The sequence below is a fragment of the Corynebacterium tuberculostearicum genome, from assembly GCF_022347385.1.
GTDB classification, from domain to species: domain Bacteria; phylum Actinomycetota; class Actinomycetes; order Mycobacteriales; family Mycobacteriaceae; genus Corynebacterium; species Corynebacterium tuberculostearicum_M.
Genome location: NZ_JAKRDT010000002.1, coordinates 115,189 through 130,923, shown reverse-complemented (window position 1 = coordinate 130,923; position 15,735 = coordinate 115,189). Strand labels below are relative to the sequence as shown.

Here is a 15,735-nt window from a genome sequence, read left to right as displayed (position 1 = left end):
CTAAATGACCTGTCACCGGCACGGCGAATTCTGCCACATGTCGCGCACGGATCCTCTTTACACCCCTACTCGAAAACCCAAAGATCGAATAAATGAACCAGACACCACTGCACATGTCCGCCACAGCTGTCAAAATCGAGTCATGTCTGTTGAAGCTAGGGCCCTCTCACTGCGACGGTTAATGCACAATTCTGCGGCGGTACGACTGCTTGCGGCTGATAACGCGCCGGTAATTTTGGCGCTGATCGCAGAGTACTTCCCCCGCGGTACCCGAGCACGGCCAGCGGCGGAGGTATACGAGTTGATGGTCACTGATTTTGAGGTTATTGCCAACGATTTTGCCATGCCCCGTACGCCCCAGAGTTATTGCACTGACTGGGTAAAAGCAGGATGGTTGGTGAGAAAATCAGGTAAAAGTTCACACGGCGAAACGTTGGAACCAAGCGAAGACGCACTTTCTGCTCTAGAGGCCATCGAGCGGTGGGAGTCACCGGTATCTGCCGTCACAGCATCACGGGTGGAATCCATTAGCTCGGCCCTACAACGGTTAGCAAGGGACACGAATAAGGATATCGCCAGTCGCGTTGCCAGTCTCGAGGCAGAACGGAACCGCATTGACCAGGAAATTGAAAAGGCACGTTTAGGACAGTTCGAATCCTTAACCTCAGCAGAGACAGAAGAACGTGTACAAGACGTGCTTAATATGGCAACGGCGGTACCGAGCGATTTCGCCCGAGTGCGCCACGAACTTGAGGCCCTCAATCATCAACTACGCCGGCAGTTATTAGACCCAGAGGGATACCGCGGCGATGTGCTCGAAGAGATCTTCACCGGCGTGGACCATATTGCTGAATCTGAGGCTGGACGCAGTTTCCGCGGATTCTATTCCCTCCTTATGGATAGGGAACGCAGTGCATGGTTGGACCAGTGGATAAAAGAAGTTTTAGAAAGCGATACCGGCCAGGAGCTGGCGCCAGAAATGCGGCAGCACCTGCGAAATCTTTTCCGCGATATGGAAGACACGAGTTTCGATGTCAACCAGACGATGACTGGCTTGGCGCGTAGCTTGCGCAACTACGTTTCCTCAGAGCAGTTCGCAGAAGACAGGCGCATGATTGAGCTCCTAAGAGAGGCGCGCGGTATGGCCATTGATGCTGCGCAGAACTCTGAGCTCAAGGCCTTTCACCGAATGGAGACGCCGCTGCAGCGCATCGGTATGTCCATCCACTCCGTTTCACGCATTCGCTTAGCCAACCCAGGTCGAGAGGTAGTAGAGGAATCACCTGAGGCGTTCCAGCCAGGCGAGGAAAACGCAGAAGCATTACTCGAGCTAGTGCGCGAATCAGAGATTGACTTTGAAGAGTTGCACGAGATGATTCGAAAGGCCGTCGATAAGGCGGGCCCGTGCACCATTGGCCAAGTATTGCAGGCCTACCCTGCCACGCAAGGCTTAGCTAGTGTAGTGGGCTTGGTGCACATTGCGGATCAGCACCCCCTGCCTGACTTGAGAAATTCCACGGAGAAGGTCTTTTGGACCGAAGAAAACGGCGCAACACGCGCCGCCTTCATTCCCACTATGTATTTCGACCGCACCACCATTGAGGAGCTATCGTGACCGCTGCACTTAATCACCGCGTCGATTCCGAGCATGAACCGCCGCTTTGGAATTGCGATAAAGGGACGCTGACGTATAACTCACGCCGCGCGTTGGTACAGCTGCTAAAAGGACCACTTATTCGAGCACAGAAGGAACCTGTCTTGTGGGCTGCGATTATTTCAGACGAAGAAAACCTGCGGGCTAGACTGCACGAGTTATTTCTCGAGCTCGTTATCGATGAAGCAGAAGGATTCGCCTTCACCCGAATGGTGGAAGAAGAAACGTTAGCTATTCCGCAGGTGCTGCGCACGGATAAGCTCAAGCACATCGACACAGCCATCTTGTTAAACCTTCGCCAAGAACTGGGGCTGGCGCTACCTGGCGAACGTGTAATCGTGGACGTGGAAGACCTGCGAGAGGGAATCGGGTACGTCCGCGCGGTTGATAACCGAGACGAGGCCGGATTCAATAATCGCTTCAATGCAGCAATCAAACGCATCCGCAATGAATATTCACTGTTAAGCGCTACTGAGACTGAAGGCCGGTTTGAGGTTTCCCCCGTATTGCGCCAGCTTTTCGATTCCGCCACAGTTACCGCCATCCGGGACGAGTACGCCCGCCTAGCGGAGACAGGGAATGGCCAAGAGGATGATTCCAATGACTAATATTTACCCAGGCCAATACCGGATAAGCCGCATCCAATTAATTAACTGGGGCACATTTCACGGATACTTTTCCGTCCCCGTAGCTAGAAAGGGTTTCCTAATCACCGGCGGATCCGGTTCCGGCAAATCTACCTTATTGGATGCAATGTCGGCGGTGTTAGTACCGCAGAAAGATCTGAAATTTAACGCGGCATCGCAACAGGACCTTGGGCGGCATGATGGTCGCAATCTCGTATCCTATGTGCGTGGTGCATGGCGGCAACAGGAAAATACACAGACGGGTGAGATTGCTCCCGAGTACCTGAGAACGGGCGCAACGAATTCAATTGTGGCGCTGACCTACGATAACGGAGCTGGAAAGCAACATACCCTCATCGCCATTTTCCGCCTCAATGGCGGTGAAAATTCCGTGAGCCAGGTTAAGAAGCTGTACGGAGTGGTGCAGGGAGACGAGGACATCGATAAGCTGAGTTCCCTGCTCACGCGGAGCCTAGATACCCGCAAGATTAAAGCTTTATATAAGGGACCAGGGGCATCTTTCACACAGACGTATAGTACGTTCGCAGATCGCTTTCGTAAGCGCCTTGGGATCAAAAGCGAACTAGGCCAGGTGCTCCTACACCGCACTCAATCCGCTAAGTCCCTGTCCAGCCTGGATCAACTCTTCCGAGGCTACATGCTGGACAAGCCCTCTACTTTCGAGCGAGCCGATGAAGCTGTGGAGCAATTCGAGGACCTCCGCCAAGCTTACCTGCGGGTGGAGGATGTCAAAGCACAGATTGACACACTCGCTCCCCTTCCTCGTCTGCATGCGCAGCGAGATGTTGCAGAATCTGCCAAGCACAAGGCCGAGGCCATGAGTGAAGCGCTACCAGCGGTCCGAGCTCGCATGGTGGCTGAGGAATTGGACTATCAAATCAGAGCGCTAAACGCGCAGTTGGCTGAGGCTCAATCAGATGCCGAGTCTCTCGAGGACGAGGTCAAACACCTCGACGAGACGGAGCGGTTAGCATCAGTGGCTGTGTCTCAACTTAGTGCCGGCGAGCTCGATGCCCTAAGCGCAAAAATGGAGACTGCTGAAAAAGAAATCGAGCACCGCTCCAAAGAATTCCGGCGCTTGGCCGCTGCCGCCGGCCGGTGGACCGACAATTATGAGTTCAATCCGCATGGCTTTGCGGAACTTCAAGCTGATGCGAAGCTGCGCATCGCGGACTTCGAAGCTGACTCTGCCAAGCTCATCAATCAGCAGCAAGAGGCTGGAGTAGCTGCTCGCGACGCCGCGACAACGTTTGCCACTCTGAAAAGCGAACTCGCTTCTTTCGGTTCGCGAAACACCAATATAGATAGAGCATTGGTAGAGCTACGGTCCCAGCTCGCTCACGATACGGGGTACGCCGAGTCAGAACTTCCCTTTGCTGGTGAGCTCATGGATATTAGTCCGCAACAGACGGAATGGGAGCCGGTCCTCCAAAAGCTTCTTCACGGGTTTGCTGCTACCCTGCTGGTTCCGGAAAGCGCACAGAAAGCGATTAATCAGTGGGTCAATTCTCGGAACGTGGGGACCCGGCTCGAATACCGCACCATCCCTGAGTTTGCACCCGCACCAGCAACTGCGCGTAGCCCACAACAACTCATTCACAAGCTGGATTTCCAAGACCACCCTATGGCACCGTGGGTCCGCCATCATATTTCACGCCGATTTAACTACGAATGTGTCAGTTCAGTCGCGGCGCTCGAACAGGTAACTAAGACCCCAGCTGTTACTCGCGATGGCTTAGAAAGCCGCCCTAAGGATAAAGATGGGTCTACCCGCTTTATTAAAGACGACCGCAGGCGTTTTTCCGGCACCAGCTGGTACCGGGTGGGCTCTACCAATGACGCCAAGATTGAGCTGCTGCGCACGCAACTCGATAAAGCAAAAGCCCATGCCAGTGCCACCGCCAAGCTAGTTCAAGACTTAAACCGAAAAATGGATATCCTGCGCACTCAACGCGATAAAGCGAAACTGGTGTTAGAGACTAAGTTTCAGGATATTGATACCGCATCTGCAGAAACTCGCAAACGAGATCTGCAACGGCAATATGATTCTCTTGCCTCGTCACCCGAGGCGAAAGCCCTACATGCCGCGCATAATCGAGCAAAGGATAGGCTAGCTGCAGCCCGTGCCCGCCTTAAGCAATCTCAAAAGCACCTTGGAAGCATTGAGGGCGATCTCCAGCGCTCCACACAGCGTCGCCAGAACATTGGCACCGTACCGACCTTCGCCGACGAAGCTATTGCCAAGGAGGTCAAAGAGGCCCTCCACAACGGAAGGCGCAAGCTTTCCATCGATGACATCGATTCCCGGCGCGATGCAGTACAAAACAGCCTGCACGATACATCCCGCGCGGCTGCACGAAACATCGAGGAGATAAATGCCAAGATTGTCTCCGTTCTCCACAAATACTTGTCTCAGTGGCCAGCGGAATCTGCGGATTTACAGCCACAGGCAAACTTTGCCGGTGAGGGCATTGAAAAGTTGAAGTTCCTTCGGGCCGATCGCCTTGCCGATTTCCGTGCTCAGTTCTTGGAACTACTCAACGGAACAACGGTGCAAAATCTGTCTCACCTTGCTTCTTCGTTGCGCCACGCTCGCAGCGATATCGAGCTACGTATGGAATTTATCAATAAGTCGTTGGAGCGCTCGCCCTTTAATGGTGACCGCATCTTGCGAATTGATGTGAAAGACGCTCGCGGCCAGGTAGTACAGGATTTCCAGCGAGATCTAGATTCCGCGACTTCGCATAGCCTGGCCGAGATCAGCGCAGATGAGCCGGAAGCGGCGTTGCGGCGCTACCATGCTTTGGATAAAATTCTCAGCCGTTTGGGTTCAACCCAACCGGAAGATATTCGTTGGCGCAACCTGGTTCTTGATACCCGAAAACACGTAAGCTTCATCGGCCGCGAATGCTACCCCGATGGAACAACCGCCAATACTTATCAGGATTCTGCTTCCCTCTCTGGTGGCCAGGCACAAAAGCTAGTTTTCTTCTGCCTGGCTGCGGCCCTGCGTTTCCGATTGGCGGAGCCAGATCAGGATGTTCCAACTTATGGTTCCATCATTTTGGACGAAGCTTTTGATCGCGCAGATCCGGCCTTTACCCGCACGGCAATGTCGGTGTTTGAATCGTTTGGTTTCCACATGATTTTGGCAACGCCATTCAAGCTGATTCAAACATTATCGCCCTACGTCGACGGCACCATCGTGGTCAACTACGACGAGCCCATCATTCATGGCCGTCCCCAGGCACGCACAGGCTATTCGCTTATCGACGCCGCCTCGTATCCCCAGGAGGACCCCAATGCGGATTCCTAAAGACCTACAAGCACATGCGGCAAAGCACCTGCGCAACCACTTTGCGGAGGCACTATCTTCGCCGGATTCCCTCCGCCTGGACTGGCCGCTACATCCACCGACGGCAGCCACTGCCAAACGCGATGTACCTGCGACGCAAGAATTCATCCGCGCCTGGCAACGCTGGCCGTACCAAGAAGAGGTTGTCTATGAGACCCGCAATTGGTCGCGCACTGGGCTGGGCGCCAATTCCGTGCCTGTACGCGTGGTAATTGATGGTGCAGAACGCATCGCTTCTGCAGCAGGCATGGCCACAACATACTCACATGCGGTTCAAAAAGCCCAGAAGATCGCCTCGATCTTCCCCGAGCGCCCTGACTTCGCCCACACCGTTCACCGTGCTTATAAGCAGTGGAAGGACTTAAGCACCTACGACCTGCACTGCTTGGAACCGTGTTTGAACTGGTTACTCACCCATCCCGGCTCCGGTGAGTGGGAGCGCGCCGTCCCAGTAGAGGGCGTTGACGGCAAGTGGATCGGATCCCACCGGCGCCTGCTACTAACCCTGCTTTCTCCTTTTGGAATCTCGGAACTAGGACTGCGCCGCAGCGACGCCCGTATTCGCTTGCGCTATCTCAACCACGTCCCGGCAGTGTCCGACCTCGAGATTCCACTCTCCCACGCCGCATCCCTTTTCCCCACCAGGCCACCGCGAGTGCTCATCGTGGAAAATAAACAAACTTTTCTGGCTTTACCTGTGCTTTCGGACGCCGCTCCGCCCACCATTGCTGTCTTGGGTTCCGGCACCGCAGCGCATCAGCTCCACGCCCTCAACTGGCTCTACCAATCCGAAATCACCTACTGGGGTGATCTCGACGCCGCGGGCTTCAGCATCCTCAACGCCGTGCGCGCCCACTTTCCCCACACCACATCTCTACTCATGGATACTGCTACCGTAACTGCGTTTAGGCACCTCGCTGTCCCTGACCCAGGCGACGGTTCGGCCACGCTTACTCACCTCACCACCGAAGAGCAGGAGGCCTACCGTCTACTCTTCACCGAGGGCAGACTGCGCATTGAGCAAGAGCGAATCCCTTTCACACACGCGAGCGACGCTATCCACCACAAATTAGATTGATCTAACGTTTAAAATCACGCTCGGAAACCGAATGGCGCGGCTGTCGCATAATTGAGCTCGGAACCGTTACACAAATTAGCTCTAAACATTGTCTGGCCCTGATACATATGCTTAAGTAGTATTCGAACATATAATTCAATCTTTCATTTGGAGAGGCCTTTGCCAGACCGGATTCACCCTTCCCTATTACGTATTTTCCAACGCTCAAAACCTGATGACATCATTGCCTTCATCGACGAAAGCTACGTTGCACCGGAGGAGGACTTTTCAGAATCTTTCTATATCCTGGTCGGCACGGCCATCAAATTCGAACACCTTAGTAACACTCGGAGCCTCCTCAAGGAGACTGCACAGTCGAACTATTGGCATACGACCGAATCGATGCGCAGTTGTGATGGCCGGAAAAAAGTCGAAGAAATGCTCAAGTTATGCGATGACTTTGAGGATTTGCAATATATAGCCTGCCTTCGACCACTGCAACGAAATCAGGATATTGAGCATGCTCGTCAAGATTGCCTTGAACTGCTCATTACTGCACTCACCAAGAATGAGCCTTCTCTGAAAGGCATAATTTTCGAAGCACGCCACTCTCAGTCAGATAACGATAAAGACAGAAATACCCTCAAGCGCATGCGCAAGAAAAAGTCACTGCACTCTGGAATCAGTTTGGCATGGGTTAGCCCTGCCGATGAAACTTGCCTTTGGATACCGGACCTCGTCGCTTTTACATACAGGCGCACTTTTACCCACGGAGGGCAAAGCACATCTCTTTACCAAAAATACTTGGAAGAGCATTGCGAAATTCTAAAGGTAACTCCGAAGCAAGCATTCCCGAAGCCGAACCGAAATTCACAATAAAATGACCCTCACCTGCCGGTAGCCTCGGTGAGGGTCGAGCAGCTGTACATGATGTAGGGCTGCTCCTGCTAAGGATTATGCCCTACCATCCCCTTTAGAGTCAATAGCAGCTCTATAGGAGCATCATGACGAGTTACATGCGCGCTGACGGAGCTAGTCAAAAAATCCCTTTTTGCCCAGGTGGTCGAGATAAGAGGTCCAATCCTCAAAGACATCTCTTAAAGCATGGATCGGGTCGACATCGACACCGCTGCAGTGTCTAAACTCTTGAAGGCTAAATGCCGCTGCACCGACCGCAATTGCAGCCCGAATAGCAATTTCAAAGGTTTCAACTGCATTCTGACGCCCATCTCTGTCTTGAGCTAGTGCGAGCTCAATTTGTCTCACCACATTATGATGCACGGACCGATTGAACCGGCTGTACATTTCTCCGCCTTGGAAGCCGTCGAAATATTCCGCTACCAAATCTGTGTAGTTCAAGAGTTTCTGCGATTTCCCATACCCCTGAGAAGCGAATGCCTGTTTCATCTTTATGTGATCTGCTGTTGCTTCGCTGTAGGGTGACTCATTATTCCTCCCACCCGATTTTTCGTAGCCGTTAACAACAACATTGACTGCACGTACAGTCCTGATCCATGGATCTGCGTCCTCATTCAAATACATCACCAATGCTGAGTTCTCCAAAGCCGACCTTGCAAGAATTGATGGCGTAAGCGGGTAGCGAATACCAGAATTCAGAAGCAGACCAAGAGAATGCAGGATTCCACCCGCAGCTTGCAGCTAAGCCGCAGAAGGGTCATCAGCTAAACGGGAAATTTTCAATTCCTATGCACCACGAATCTTCGGCTCAAATTCAACATCGAGAGCCCCTTCTGTCGTAAGGAACCTAGGAGAGCAAGGAATCTTGTTAACGGTATGGGCGACGGCCGCCTTCTCATTCCCAGTTGCATTGATCTTCACTCTCTACTGGCGCATCGAACACTTTATAGTTGAAGTGGTCGAATTCCCCCCTAACCCCTACCAAAAGAAATAGCGAACGACTTAGAAAAGTTCGGGACGAAAACCTATTTTCCATATAAGACCTTGGCATGTTTGGCTCGTCTTGGTTCGCGTCAATCCAGTCCTAAAAGGATGCTCCTGTACAGGGAGCATCCTCTCAACTTTAGGTTTCTCTATTCACAGGCGACGCCGTCGCTATCTCGATCCAAATTCGAGCTATATCCTGGTTGGCCAGCGTACAACGGCGCCACACCTGCAGCGCGAGCGGCTGCACAATTAGGGTAATAGCTGGCTGCTCCACCATCACCACCAGCCGATTCGCCACCACTATTATTGATTGACTGCTGTTGAATCACGGGCGCAGGAGCAACGAATCCGTGCACACCACCATCAGCATCCGTATCGGCATCCACGTCCGCGTCTACTACTTCTTCTTCCGCTTCGGCAGGACTTACTTGCGGATCTAGCGTTGGCTCCTCAAACTCAACTGGCGCAGTAGATTCCGGTGCTTGATTTAACGTCGAGCTTTGTACAGTTTCAGAAGCGGTAGTGGTTACCGTTGCAGTTTCTCGCACTGTAGTAGTTTCAGTGCTCTTCGTTTCATCGGCGTCGGAGCATTGACTGAGAAGAGAAGAGACGACAACAAGAGCAGCGATGCCGCCTACGATTTTCTTACCGGAGGCCATAATTTTCCCCAAGAAATGAGAGTGTATTTAATTGACACTTCAACTATAGCCTCGAGTGGCTCTCCCACCTATTTACATATATGTGATTTGGAGCTCACATTTTCGGTACCTAATACATTTTCCCCACTCTGATGAGTTTCTGCATGAATAGCTTTTCACCTCGTAGTCGGGACTTCCCCAAACCCCTAACCGACCTGGCCCCGATACTTCTCCAGCAGGGCCTCCAGGTCGGTGAACAGAGCCGGACCCTACTTCGGGTGGCGGAGGCCGAACTCTACGCTGGCGGGAATAAAGCCGGCGGGATTGCCGAGATCATGGCGAATGCCATCATGGACCACAACGTGGACGGGGTGCCCCTCGAAGAGGAGGAGAGCGATGGCGTCGGTAAACTGCGGCTTCCCACCCTTGCCGAGAGTAATACGGCGGAGAGCGCCGAAAATCGCGCGGTCCAAAAGGTAGCGCCCCGCAGCCAGCAAATTCGACGGTGCATCCTCAACCGCGGGCTTTTCCACCATGCCCACAACCTTCTTCACCCGATAATCGTCGGTAGCCTGCACATCAAAGACGCTATGATTCGCCACCTGCGACGGCTCCACCTCCACCGCCAACAACACCGAACTGCCATGCTCCTGGCCCACCCGAATCATCTCACTCATGACGACGTTGGGCGCAATAGCGCTATCCGGAAGTATTACCGCGGAATAGTGCTCATCAACATCTAAGATTTCGCCCGCATCCTCTTCTATCCCTTAGCCCCGGCCCCGTGTCGCGCAAAGCCTAGATTTACATCACCGTGCGCTATTGGAACCTTATGCAAAGGAGGTTTGGGCTTTCCAGCAGCTGAATTCTCAAACCCATTGTCTACGACGACCACTTCTTCAGCGGCCCAAATTCACGGCTCCGCCTCCTCGTCGAGGTACATCACCAAAGCAGTCCCCCAAAACGTCCCAAACCATCTTCCGCTACTTTGCTCTCAGACCGAACAAACTCCAGTACAATCGCCGAGAGTCCACCGAACCCCAGACCCCAGAAAAGCTGCCAGCCCTACTCTTCCTCTCCCATCTTCCTAGCTTCTCTACGCTCACGCCTTCGAGCACGCTTTGCCTTGCGAATGTCGACGACCCAACGCGGAACAAAAGGCCACGGAAGCGGGATCCCGAACGCACCAGTAAATCCAATGCCTCCAATGACAAGAGCTGCCATGACCGAAAACTTCAGCACCGCTGTTACAAACTCAGGAGGGTTTACACTTTCGACCAACCCTGCGATACCGCCAACGCCGAAAAATAGCGAGCCGTAAGGATAGAAGAAGAGGACGCCATCCCTCTCCATGCCTTCCCAGGCGGGTTCGTCATACCACTCTTCCGATCTGGGATCCCTGCGCACATCCAAAATGTAGTAGGTCCAGAAGAGCACCATAACGAGCACTGACCCAGCATAAAAGAGCAGTTCACCAGTATCCAAGTCCATAGAACATGGCCCCCTATAGCTGCCGGCTGCAGTATGTAATTTAAACGCTACCAGCGTTCACTGGGGAGAGTACTGAGACGAAAGCGAAATATGGATGCACACAAGCACCCCAGCCAAGGAAAATTATAAAAGACTTGGCTTTTATAATGCTTGTAGCCCTGCGACTAGGCGGCTCCTTCCCTTTAGCGTGTCTAATTTCCACAGCGTTCGCGCCACGCGGACGCACCCGCCTTCGCCCTGCTTACCAGCGAGTCCTCTGCCCCGCCTTGCTTGCCGACGCCCTCCCAGCCAACCCCTCGGCTACCGAGGGCAGTCCCCAACTCCTTGACTGCGGCCTTGAGCGAAACATGTGAATGGTCCTCGTACATCGCGACCACGTCGCGCTTGACCTGATCCGAATAAGCCTCCCTAGGCATGGAGGTAAACTGCCTCTCCCCGACCCAACACGGCAGGAAGCAGAGGTGTCTACCAAACAGGGATCAGGCCTGTTCTTCCCTTTCCCTCTTTTTGGCTTGCCTGCGCTCACGCCTTCGAGCACGCTTTGCCTTGCGGATGTCGACGACCCACCTCGGAACAAAAGGCCACGGAAGCGGAACCCCGAACATACCCGTAATTGCAATGAAGAAGAGGATGAGAGCTGCTATGACCGCATACATCAGCACCGCGTAGACAAATTCGGGAGGGTTTAAACTGTCGACCAACCCTGCGATACCCATTACACCAAAAAAGAGCGAGCCGTAAGGATAAACGAAAAGGGGGCCATCTATTGCTCCGCCGTCTACATCGCCTGAGTCGTACCACTCTTCCGATCTGGGTTCCTCCCGCTCACACTTGATGTAGTAGGTCCAGTAGAGCACCATGACAAGCACTGACCCGGCACAAGCGAGCAGATAGGGAATATCCGTGTCCATGGATATAACCTCCCGTGGATACTAGTTACGGTATCTAATTAAACGCTACCAGCGTTTGCTGGGCTAAGGCGCGAGACGAAACCAACTTATAGATACGTACAAGCACCCCAACCTACGACAATGAATAAGACCGCCCATTATGATGCTTGTAGCCTTGCGACCTTCTGGCTCCTTCCCTTTAACGCGACCAGCTTCGGCAGCATCCGCGCCGCGCAGACGCCCCCGCCCTCGCTCTGCCCACCATCGAGCCCTCTGCCACAGCCTCGCTTGCCGACGCCCCATTCCCCCGCTCACAACACCCCAGTACTTTTGAGCCGCAGTCCGCGACCCACTCGCCTGCGCAGTGGTGCACGATGTGGCCTGCCTGCCGCACGTCGCTTAGCACAGCCTCCCGCAACACCACCCTCATCCGCACCGGGGCATTGCCCTTCCACGAGCCTGCTGCCCTGCACCCGGAGAGATTCTGGCCCGTAGAGAAAACCAACGCCGGTGAATCGGAACTCCATAACCTCGGTAGAGCATTGGCCGCGCTGCGGGAGCTCGTTAAGGCTCGGCATACAAGGCGCGGGCGCTTGGCGACGTCGCAGCCGCCAAGCGCCCGCCATCAAAAGCGCGGCTTCTCCAATTCGTCTCCGTCACAAGGGAATAGGCCCACTCTGCACCTAGTGTGAAACCAGTACTTTCCACCGCAGAGTTCAGACTCGCTTGTCCCCCTGCCCGAATTACCGAAGTCAATTATTGTGCCGGAAGGTCATGGCGCAGGGTCCGCTCCCCAGCCGGCTTTTGCTTGAAGAACTTCACCGCAGACACGCCCATCCGCGTAGCTCGCGACCATGATTCCGATCCGGGCAAATTCTTCTGGAACGTCTCCTCAAGGTACACGTTGTCACCTGGACACAGGTTATCTATGGAGAAGTTGATCGGACCACCGTATTCCGCTCCGTCAATCGCGAACATCGAATTACCATTAACTACGATTGCTAATTGCATGTAGTTCTTCGCGCCTGGGTTTGTGTACGGCTGGTGGACTCGGAAACAAAGAGTTCCGTCCATCCTCACAGTGTGCAAGAAGACGCGCATCCGGTTTCCTGCCTGCAATGTATTCGGCGGCATCCTGAATGACTTCTTGATTTCGACATCGCAAAGATGATCACCCTGAGTGTTTACAACCTCTGCTGACAAAGGCGCGCGACCCGAGCCATTGTTGAGCTGTTCCCTCTTTAAGTCACGCCATGCAGAATAAAGAGTCTCCTGGGAATTAACAGGGTACCGGTTGAGCTCTGGGGCATTTCTTTCAATTAAGTCCCTAACGACCAGACCTCCCCGAACTTCTTGTTCGTCGAATGCCGCCATTAAGTCCCTAACGCGGCGAATTCCTGCCGGAGCCCACGTATCAAACGCTGCATCGAGTTCATTATGAATCTCTCCGAGCCATTTGCCATGCCTGAATTCCCAGTAGGTAAGAGCACCGCGGCCGTATCCATAAAGATTCGAGTCAAAGCCCAAAGCCTTTAGCCTCGAAGAAACGTCTACCGGGAAGTCACCCTGGCACTTTTCTACTAGGGCGCCAAACGACAGGTTCGTATTCCCTGTTCGAGAAAGCTCGATAGCGTTTCCACGGATGTTCAGCCATGCCCCTTCAAAAACCTTGCGATACGAAGCAACCAAGCGGTTCCCGTGGAAGCCCACCGTATTATTTTCCAGGAGTTTTTCTAGTTGGTCATCCACCTTTTCGAGTGACTCCATGTCGAAATAAACATGGTCCTTCAAGTCGCAGGATGACAGCATCTGGCGCACGATCGACTCGTCATTTTCCATCGTGCGGCCGAAGAAAGAGCCTCGTTGTGCTAGGCCTTCCTCACGTTTTGCAAGACCATAGGTATACCCCACGATACGGTCCCAGTAAGGCTTGGCCATTGCAAGGACAAGCCGACTATCGACCCCGCCGCTAATTGAAAATGCAATCTGCGGATAGCGGTCAAAGTACTGCGACTGTGCCACACGCCAAACGCGCTCGATTTCGGCGAACTTGGATTCCGAATCCCACTCATAAAAGGGATTAGCTTCACGCGGATAGAAGCGCACAGTTTCCCTCTCGCCCCAGTTCAATTTGTGGTTGGGGAGCAAGTGTCGTACTTCCTTGTACGGTGTTAAATCCGCAGCCCATTGGTACTCAGCAACACGAGCATTCTTGAGAGAATTGGAAAGTAACTCGTGTGGGGAAACTTGGTTCAAAAGGTGCAAGTGGGAAGCCGCAACTGGTTGGTCAGCCGAGTAGTACACCGTCCTGTTTCCAATTGCGTCATTGTAGATCCAGGTTTTTCCGTGAAGGTGCAAAACAATAAGATAACGACCGCACAGATAGTCGAGCTCGTCTTCGAACATTTCAATCGACTCTTGTGCCAGCCGCAAAAGGCGATGTGCCGAAGGGTCATCCTTTCCCCCCTCCGAGCCCGAAGCCCAGTGCCCCCTAATGATCAAGAAATCTCCATTTTCAGTAGAGGCTTGATCTTCGTCCACGAAGCTATCACTCCACCACCAAAGACCATTAGGTAAAGCTCGCTTTTCAAAATGGGCGATAGAGCCAAAATCCTTGTTGGACAATACAAAACCACTGGCAAATGGAAGGCTTTTTTGAGTCATGCACGTAAGCTTAGCTTGGCGGACCTTTGGTTTGCCGAATGCCCCAGCAAATCAGTTTCTACAAGAAACAACGTGCTGAGGTCCCGCTCGGCATACTCCTCCCCCCCCGCCAAGTGCACTCGTTTACCACTTCCCCATAGGCTGCCACCGCTTCTGGAAAATAGTTAACCAAGACTAGGCAGCAAAAGCGCCTGGCGCCTCCTCTATTGCGCACCTCAAGGCCCCGTTTCCGCGGCATTTAAATGTCGTTTCCTCAAAGAAGCGTCGTTCCTGGAGAGATGTCACCGTCGCTCGTGGTGTCTGAGTGCACCTACAATGAAACCTCAGTTGCTACTGATTTGGAACAGAGCCGCAGCATCACACGAGGTTGCTCTGCTGCCCCATTCCAGCTCCATTTGCGGAGAACAATGCGAACTCGCGTAGCTGACTCTGGGATTTGGAAGTCTTGATGCTGGTTCCAGCGAGTTGGGGATACTGGTTGTGAATAAACGAAGGCACTCTGAAGCCCGTCAGACCAGCTTAGTCCTAGCTTCTTCGCCAGCTGCTTATCCATCTCTGCCTCATCAAAATGGATTTCTACCGCAAATGTCTTCGCAGGTAGCTCAACCGAAGAGCTAAGCTCCACTGAGCACGCTCTGGTTAATGGAGGAAGCTGATACGTCTGCTCGAAAAGAACCGGATACTGTTCATCGATAACGTCAGCAGGAAGAGCAGCCGACCGATTGACTTTGATTTCCTTGTTAACGCCGCTTGATTTAATTTCCACACCTGCCAGATTGGTCCGCAATTCACTAGCGGACTTCGATGCAATCGTTGTTTCCAAAATCTGTACCAGTGATTCTCTAGCCGGAGCCACGTGCCCTGCCCCCAAGTCCGGCAGCAGTTCAATTAGCTTGTCCGGATTGCCGCACATAGTTTTAAAGGTCGCAAAATGCTCATTGAGATGATGAGAATCTCCCTCATTCTGCACATAGACAACCAACGAATCATTGCCCTTGGCATAATCGCGCGCCACGTTGCCCTCAAACGGAAGGCGTTCGCTCCCCTCTTCAGCATGCCAAGCTTTACGCAGGTAGTAAGGAAAGTACATGTACCGCGCTATATCAACCTGGGGGTTAACCGCCACAGCAACTGCCTCATCGAGACGAGCAGCGTATTTAAGGGCAGCCCAGCCACCAGCAGAAGCGCCAAAGAATATAGGGCGAGTACCTTGTGATACGACTCGGAAAACCTCCGTCAGTGTCTCAATCAAGTCTGGTTGTTCAAGACTTCCCGCATACCACCCCAGACTAAGCGTTCGGTCAAGAATCATGGAAGGATCCGATACTAAAAGGACGTTTGCGTCGAGGGACGAGGTCAGCCCGCGACCGGTCCAGAATGGAACCTCTCGAACCTTCGAGGAAGCAGCACTAAAACAAATTATTGTGTTTCCAG

Annotated in this window: 12 protein-coding genes and 1 pseudogene; 5 read left to right on the top strand and 8 right to left on the bottom strand. The window is 53.2% G+C overall.

The genetic code is table 11. From position 1 onward, the window contains the following. The first annotated feature begins 4 nt into the window (after positions 1 to 4). The 5 genes from MHK00_RS01775 to MHK00_RS01755 all read left to right on the top strand — a co-directional run bounded on the left by MHK00_RS01775 (position 5) and on the right by MHK00_RS01755 (position 7,592). On the top strand, positions 5 to 1,615 hold the full coding sequence (locus tag MHK00_RS01775) for a DUF3375 domain-containing protein (RefSeq protein WP_366512253.1): 1,611 nt from the start codon (positions 5 to 7) through the stop codon (positions 1,613 to 1,615). Beyond that, positions 1,612 to 2,262: a DUF4194 domain-containing protein gene (locus MHK00_RS01770; protein ID WP_179386787.1), complete on the top strand. Its 651-nt coding sequence runs from the start codon at positions 1,612 to 1,614 to the stop codon at positions 2,260 to 2,262. Before MHK00_RS01775 ends, MHK00_RS01770 begins: the two co-directional genes overlap by 4 nt. After that, complete coding sequence (locus MHK00_RS01765; protein WP_250410173.1) at positions 2,255 to 5,617, top strand: ATP-binding protein; 3,363 nt, start codon at positions 2,255 to 2,257, stop codon at positions 5,615 to 5,617. The genes MHK00_RS01770 and MHK00_RS01765 overlap by 8 nt, the downstream gene beginning before the upstream one ends. Then, positions 5,604 to 6,734, top strand: coding sequence for a DUF3322 domain-containing protein (locus MHK00_RS01760; protein ID WP_250410172.1), 1,131 nt, complete (start codon positions 5,604 to 5,606; stop codon positions 6,732 to 6,734). Before MHK00_RS01765 ends, MHK00_RS01760 begins: the two co-directional genes overlap by 14 nt. A 159-nt stretch (positions 6,735 to 6,893) precedes the next feature. Continuing rightward, positions 6,894 to 7,592 (top strand): hypothetical protein, encoded by a 699-nt coding sequence (locus tag MHK00_RS01755; RefSeq protein WP_250410171.1) that lies wholly within the window; start codon positions 6,894 to 6,896, stop codon positions 7,590 to 7,592. Positions 7,593 to 7,745: 153 nt separating this feature from the next. Here the strand turns inward: MHK00_RS01755 and MHK00_RS01750 are convergent, their stop codons facing one another. The 8 genes and pseudogenes from MHK00_RS01750 to MHK00_RS01715 all read right to left on the bottom strand — a co-directional run bounded on the left by MHK00_RS01750 (position 7,746) and on the right by MHK00_RS01715 (position 15,613). Further along, the gene (locus MHK00_RS01750) at positions 7,746 to 8,258 is read right to left on the bottom strand and encodes a hypothetical protein (RefSeq protein ID WP_250410170.1); all 513 of its coding nucleotides are present in this window, start codon (positions 8,256 to 8,258) and stop codon (positions 7,746 to 7,748) included. 506 nt (positions 8,259 to 8,764) lie between these two features. Beyond that, the gene (locus MHK00_RS01745) at positions 8,765 to 9,277 is read right to left on the bottom strand and encodes an excalibur calcium-binding domain-containing protein (RefSeq protein ID WP_250410169.1); all 513 of its coding nucleotides are present in this window, start codon (positions 9,275 to 9,277) and stop codon (positions 8,765 to 8,767) included. Positions 9,278 to 9,462: 185 nt separating this feature from the next. Beyond that, positions 9,463 to 10,011 (bottom strand): annotated as a pseudogene (locus MHK00_RS01740) (sugar phosphate nucleotidyltransferase); the annotation flags it as partial. Positions 10,012 to 10,321: 310 nt separating this feature from the next. Then, positions 10,322 to 10,747: a hypothetical protein gene (locus MHK00_RS01735; protein WP_250410168.1), complete on the bottom strand. Its 426-nt coding sequence runs from the start codon at positions 10,745 to 10,747 to the stop codon at positions 10,322 to 10,324. A gap of 191 nt (positions 10,748 to 10,938) precedes the next feature. After that, positions 10,939 to 11,163 carry a hypothetical protein gene (locus MHK00_RS01730; protein WP_250410226.1) on the bottom strand — a complete coding sequence of 75 codons (225 nt, stop codon included), beginning with the start codon at positions 11,161 to 11,163 and terminating at the stop codon, positions 10,939 to 10,941. Positions 11,164 to 11,226: 63 nt separating this feature from the next. After that, positions 11,227 to 11,658 carry a hypothetical protein gene (locus MHK00_RS01725; RefSeq protein ID WP_250410167.1) on the bottom strand — a complete coding sequence of 144 codons (432 nt, stop codon included), beginning with the start codon at positions 11,656 to 11,658 and terminating at the stop codon, positions 11,227 to 11,229. 735 nt (positions 11,659 to 12,393) lie between these two features. Further along, entirely contained in the window at positions 12,394 to 14,301 is a 1,908-nt protein-coding gene (locus MHK00_RS01720; protein WP_250410166.1) for a hypothetical protein, read from the bottom strand. A gap of 310 nt (positions 14,302 to 14,611) precedes the next feature. Next, positions 14,612 to 15,613 (bottom strand): alpha/beta fold hydrolase, encoded by a 1,002-nt coding sequence (locus tag MHK00_RS01715; RefSeq protein ID WP_250410165.1) that lies wholly within the window; start codon positions 15,611 to 15,613, stop codon positions 14,612 to 14,614. Between the last annotated feature and the right edge of the window lie 122 nt (positions 15,614 to 15,735).

Excerpts from the sequence above, each read along its gene's own strand:
- MHK00_RS01775 (WP_366512253.1), top strand. The coding sequence starts at position 5 with ATGACCTGTCACCGGCACGGCGAATTCTGCCACATGTCGCGCACGGAT.
- MHK00_RS01765 (WP_250410173.1), top strand. The coding sequence starts at position 2,255 with ATGACTAATATTTACCCAGGCCAATACCGGATAAGCCGCATCCAATTA.
- MHK00_RS01760 (WP_250410172.1), top strand. The coding sequence starts at position 5,604 with ATGCGGATTCCTAAAGACCTACAAGCACATGCGGCAAAGCACCTGCGC.
- MHK00_RS01745 (WP_250410169.1), bottom strand. The coding sequence starts at position 9,277 with ATGGCCTCCGGTAAGAAAATCGTAGGCGGCATCGCTGCTCTTGTTGTC.
- MHK00_RS01735 (WP_250410168.1), bottom strand. The coding sequence starts at position 10,747 with ATGGACTTGGATACTGGTGAACTGCTCTTTTATGCTGGGTCAGTGCTC.
- MHK00_RS01730 (WP_250410226.1), bottom strand. The coding sequence starts at position 11,163 with ATGCCTAGGGAGGCTTATTCGGATCAGGTCAAGCGCGACGTGGTCGCG.
- MHK00_RS01725 (WP_250410167.1), bottom strand. The coding sequence starts at position 11,658 with ATGGACACGGATATTCCCTATCTGCTCGCTTGTGCCGGGTCAGTGCTT.
- MHK00_RS01720 (WP_250410166.1), bottom strand. The coding sequence starts at position 14,301 with ATGACTCAAAAAAGCCTTCCATTTGCCAGTGGTTTTGTATTGTCCAAC.
- MHK00_RS01715 (WP_250410165.1), bottom strand. The coding sequence starts at position 15,613 with ATGATTCTTGACCGAACGCTTAGTCTGGGGTGGTATGCGGGAAGTCTT.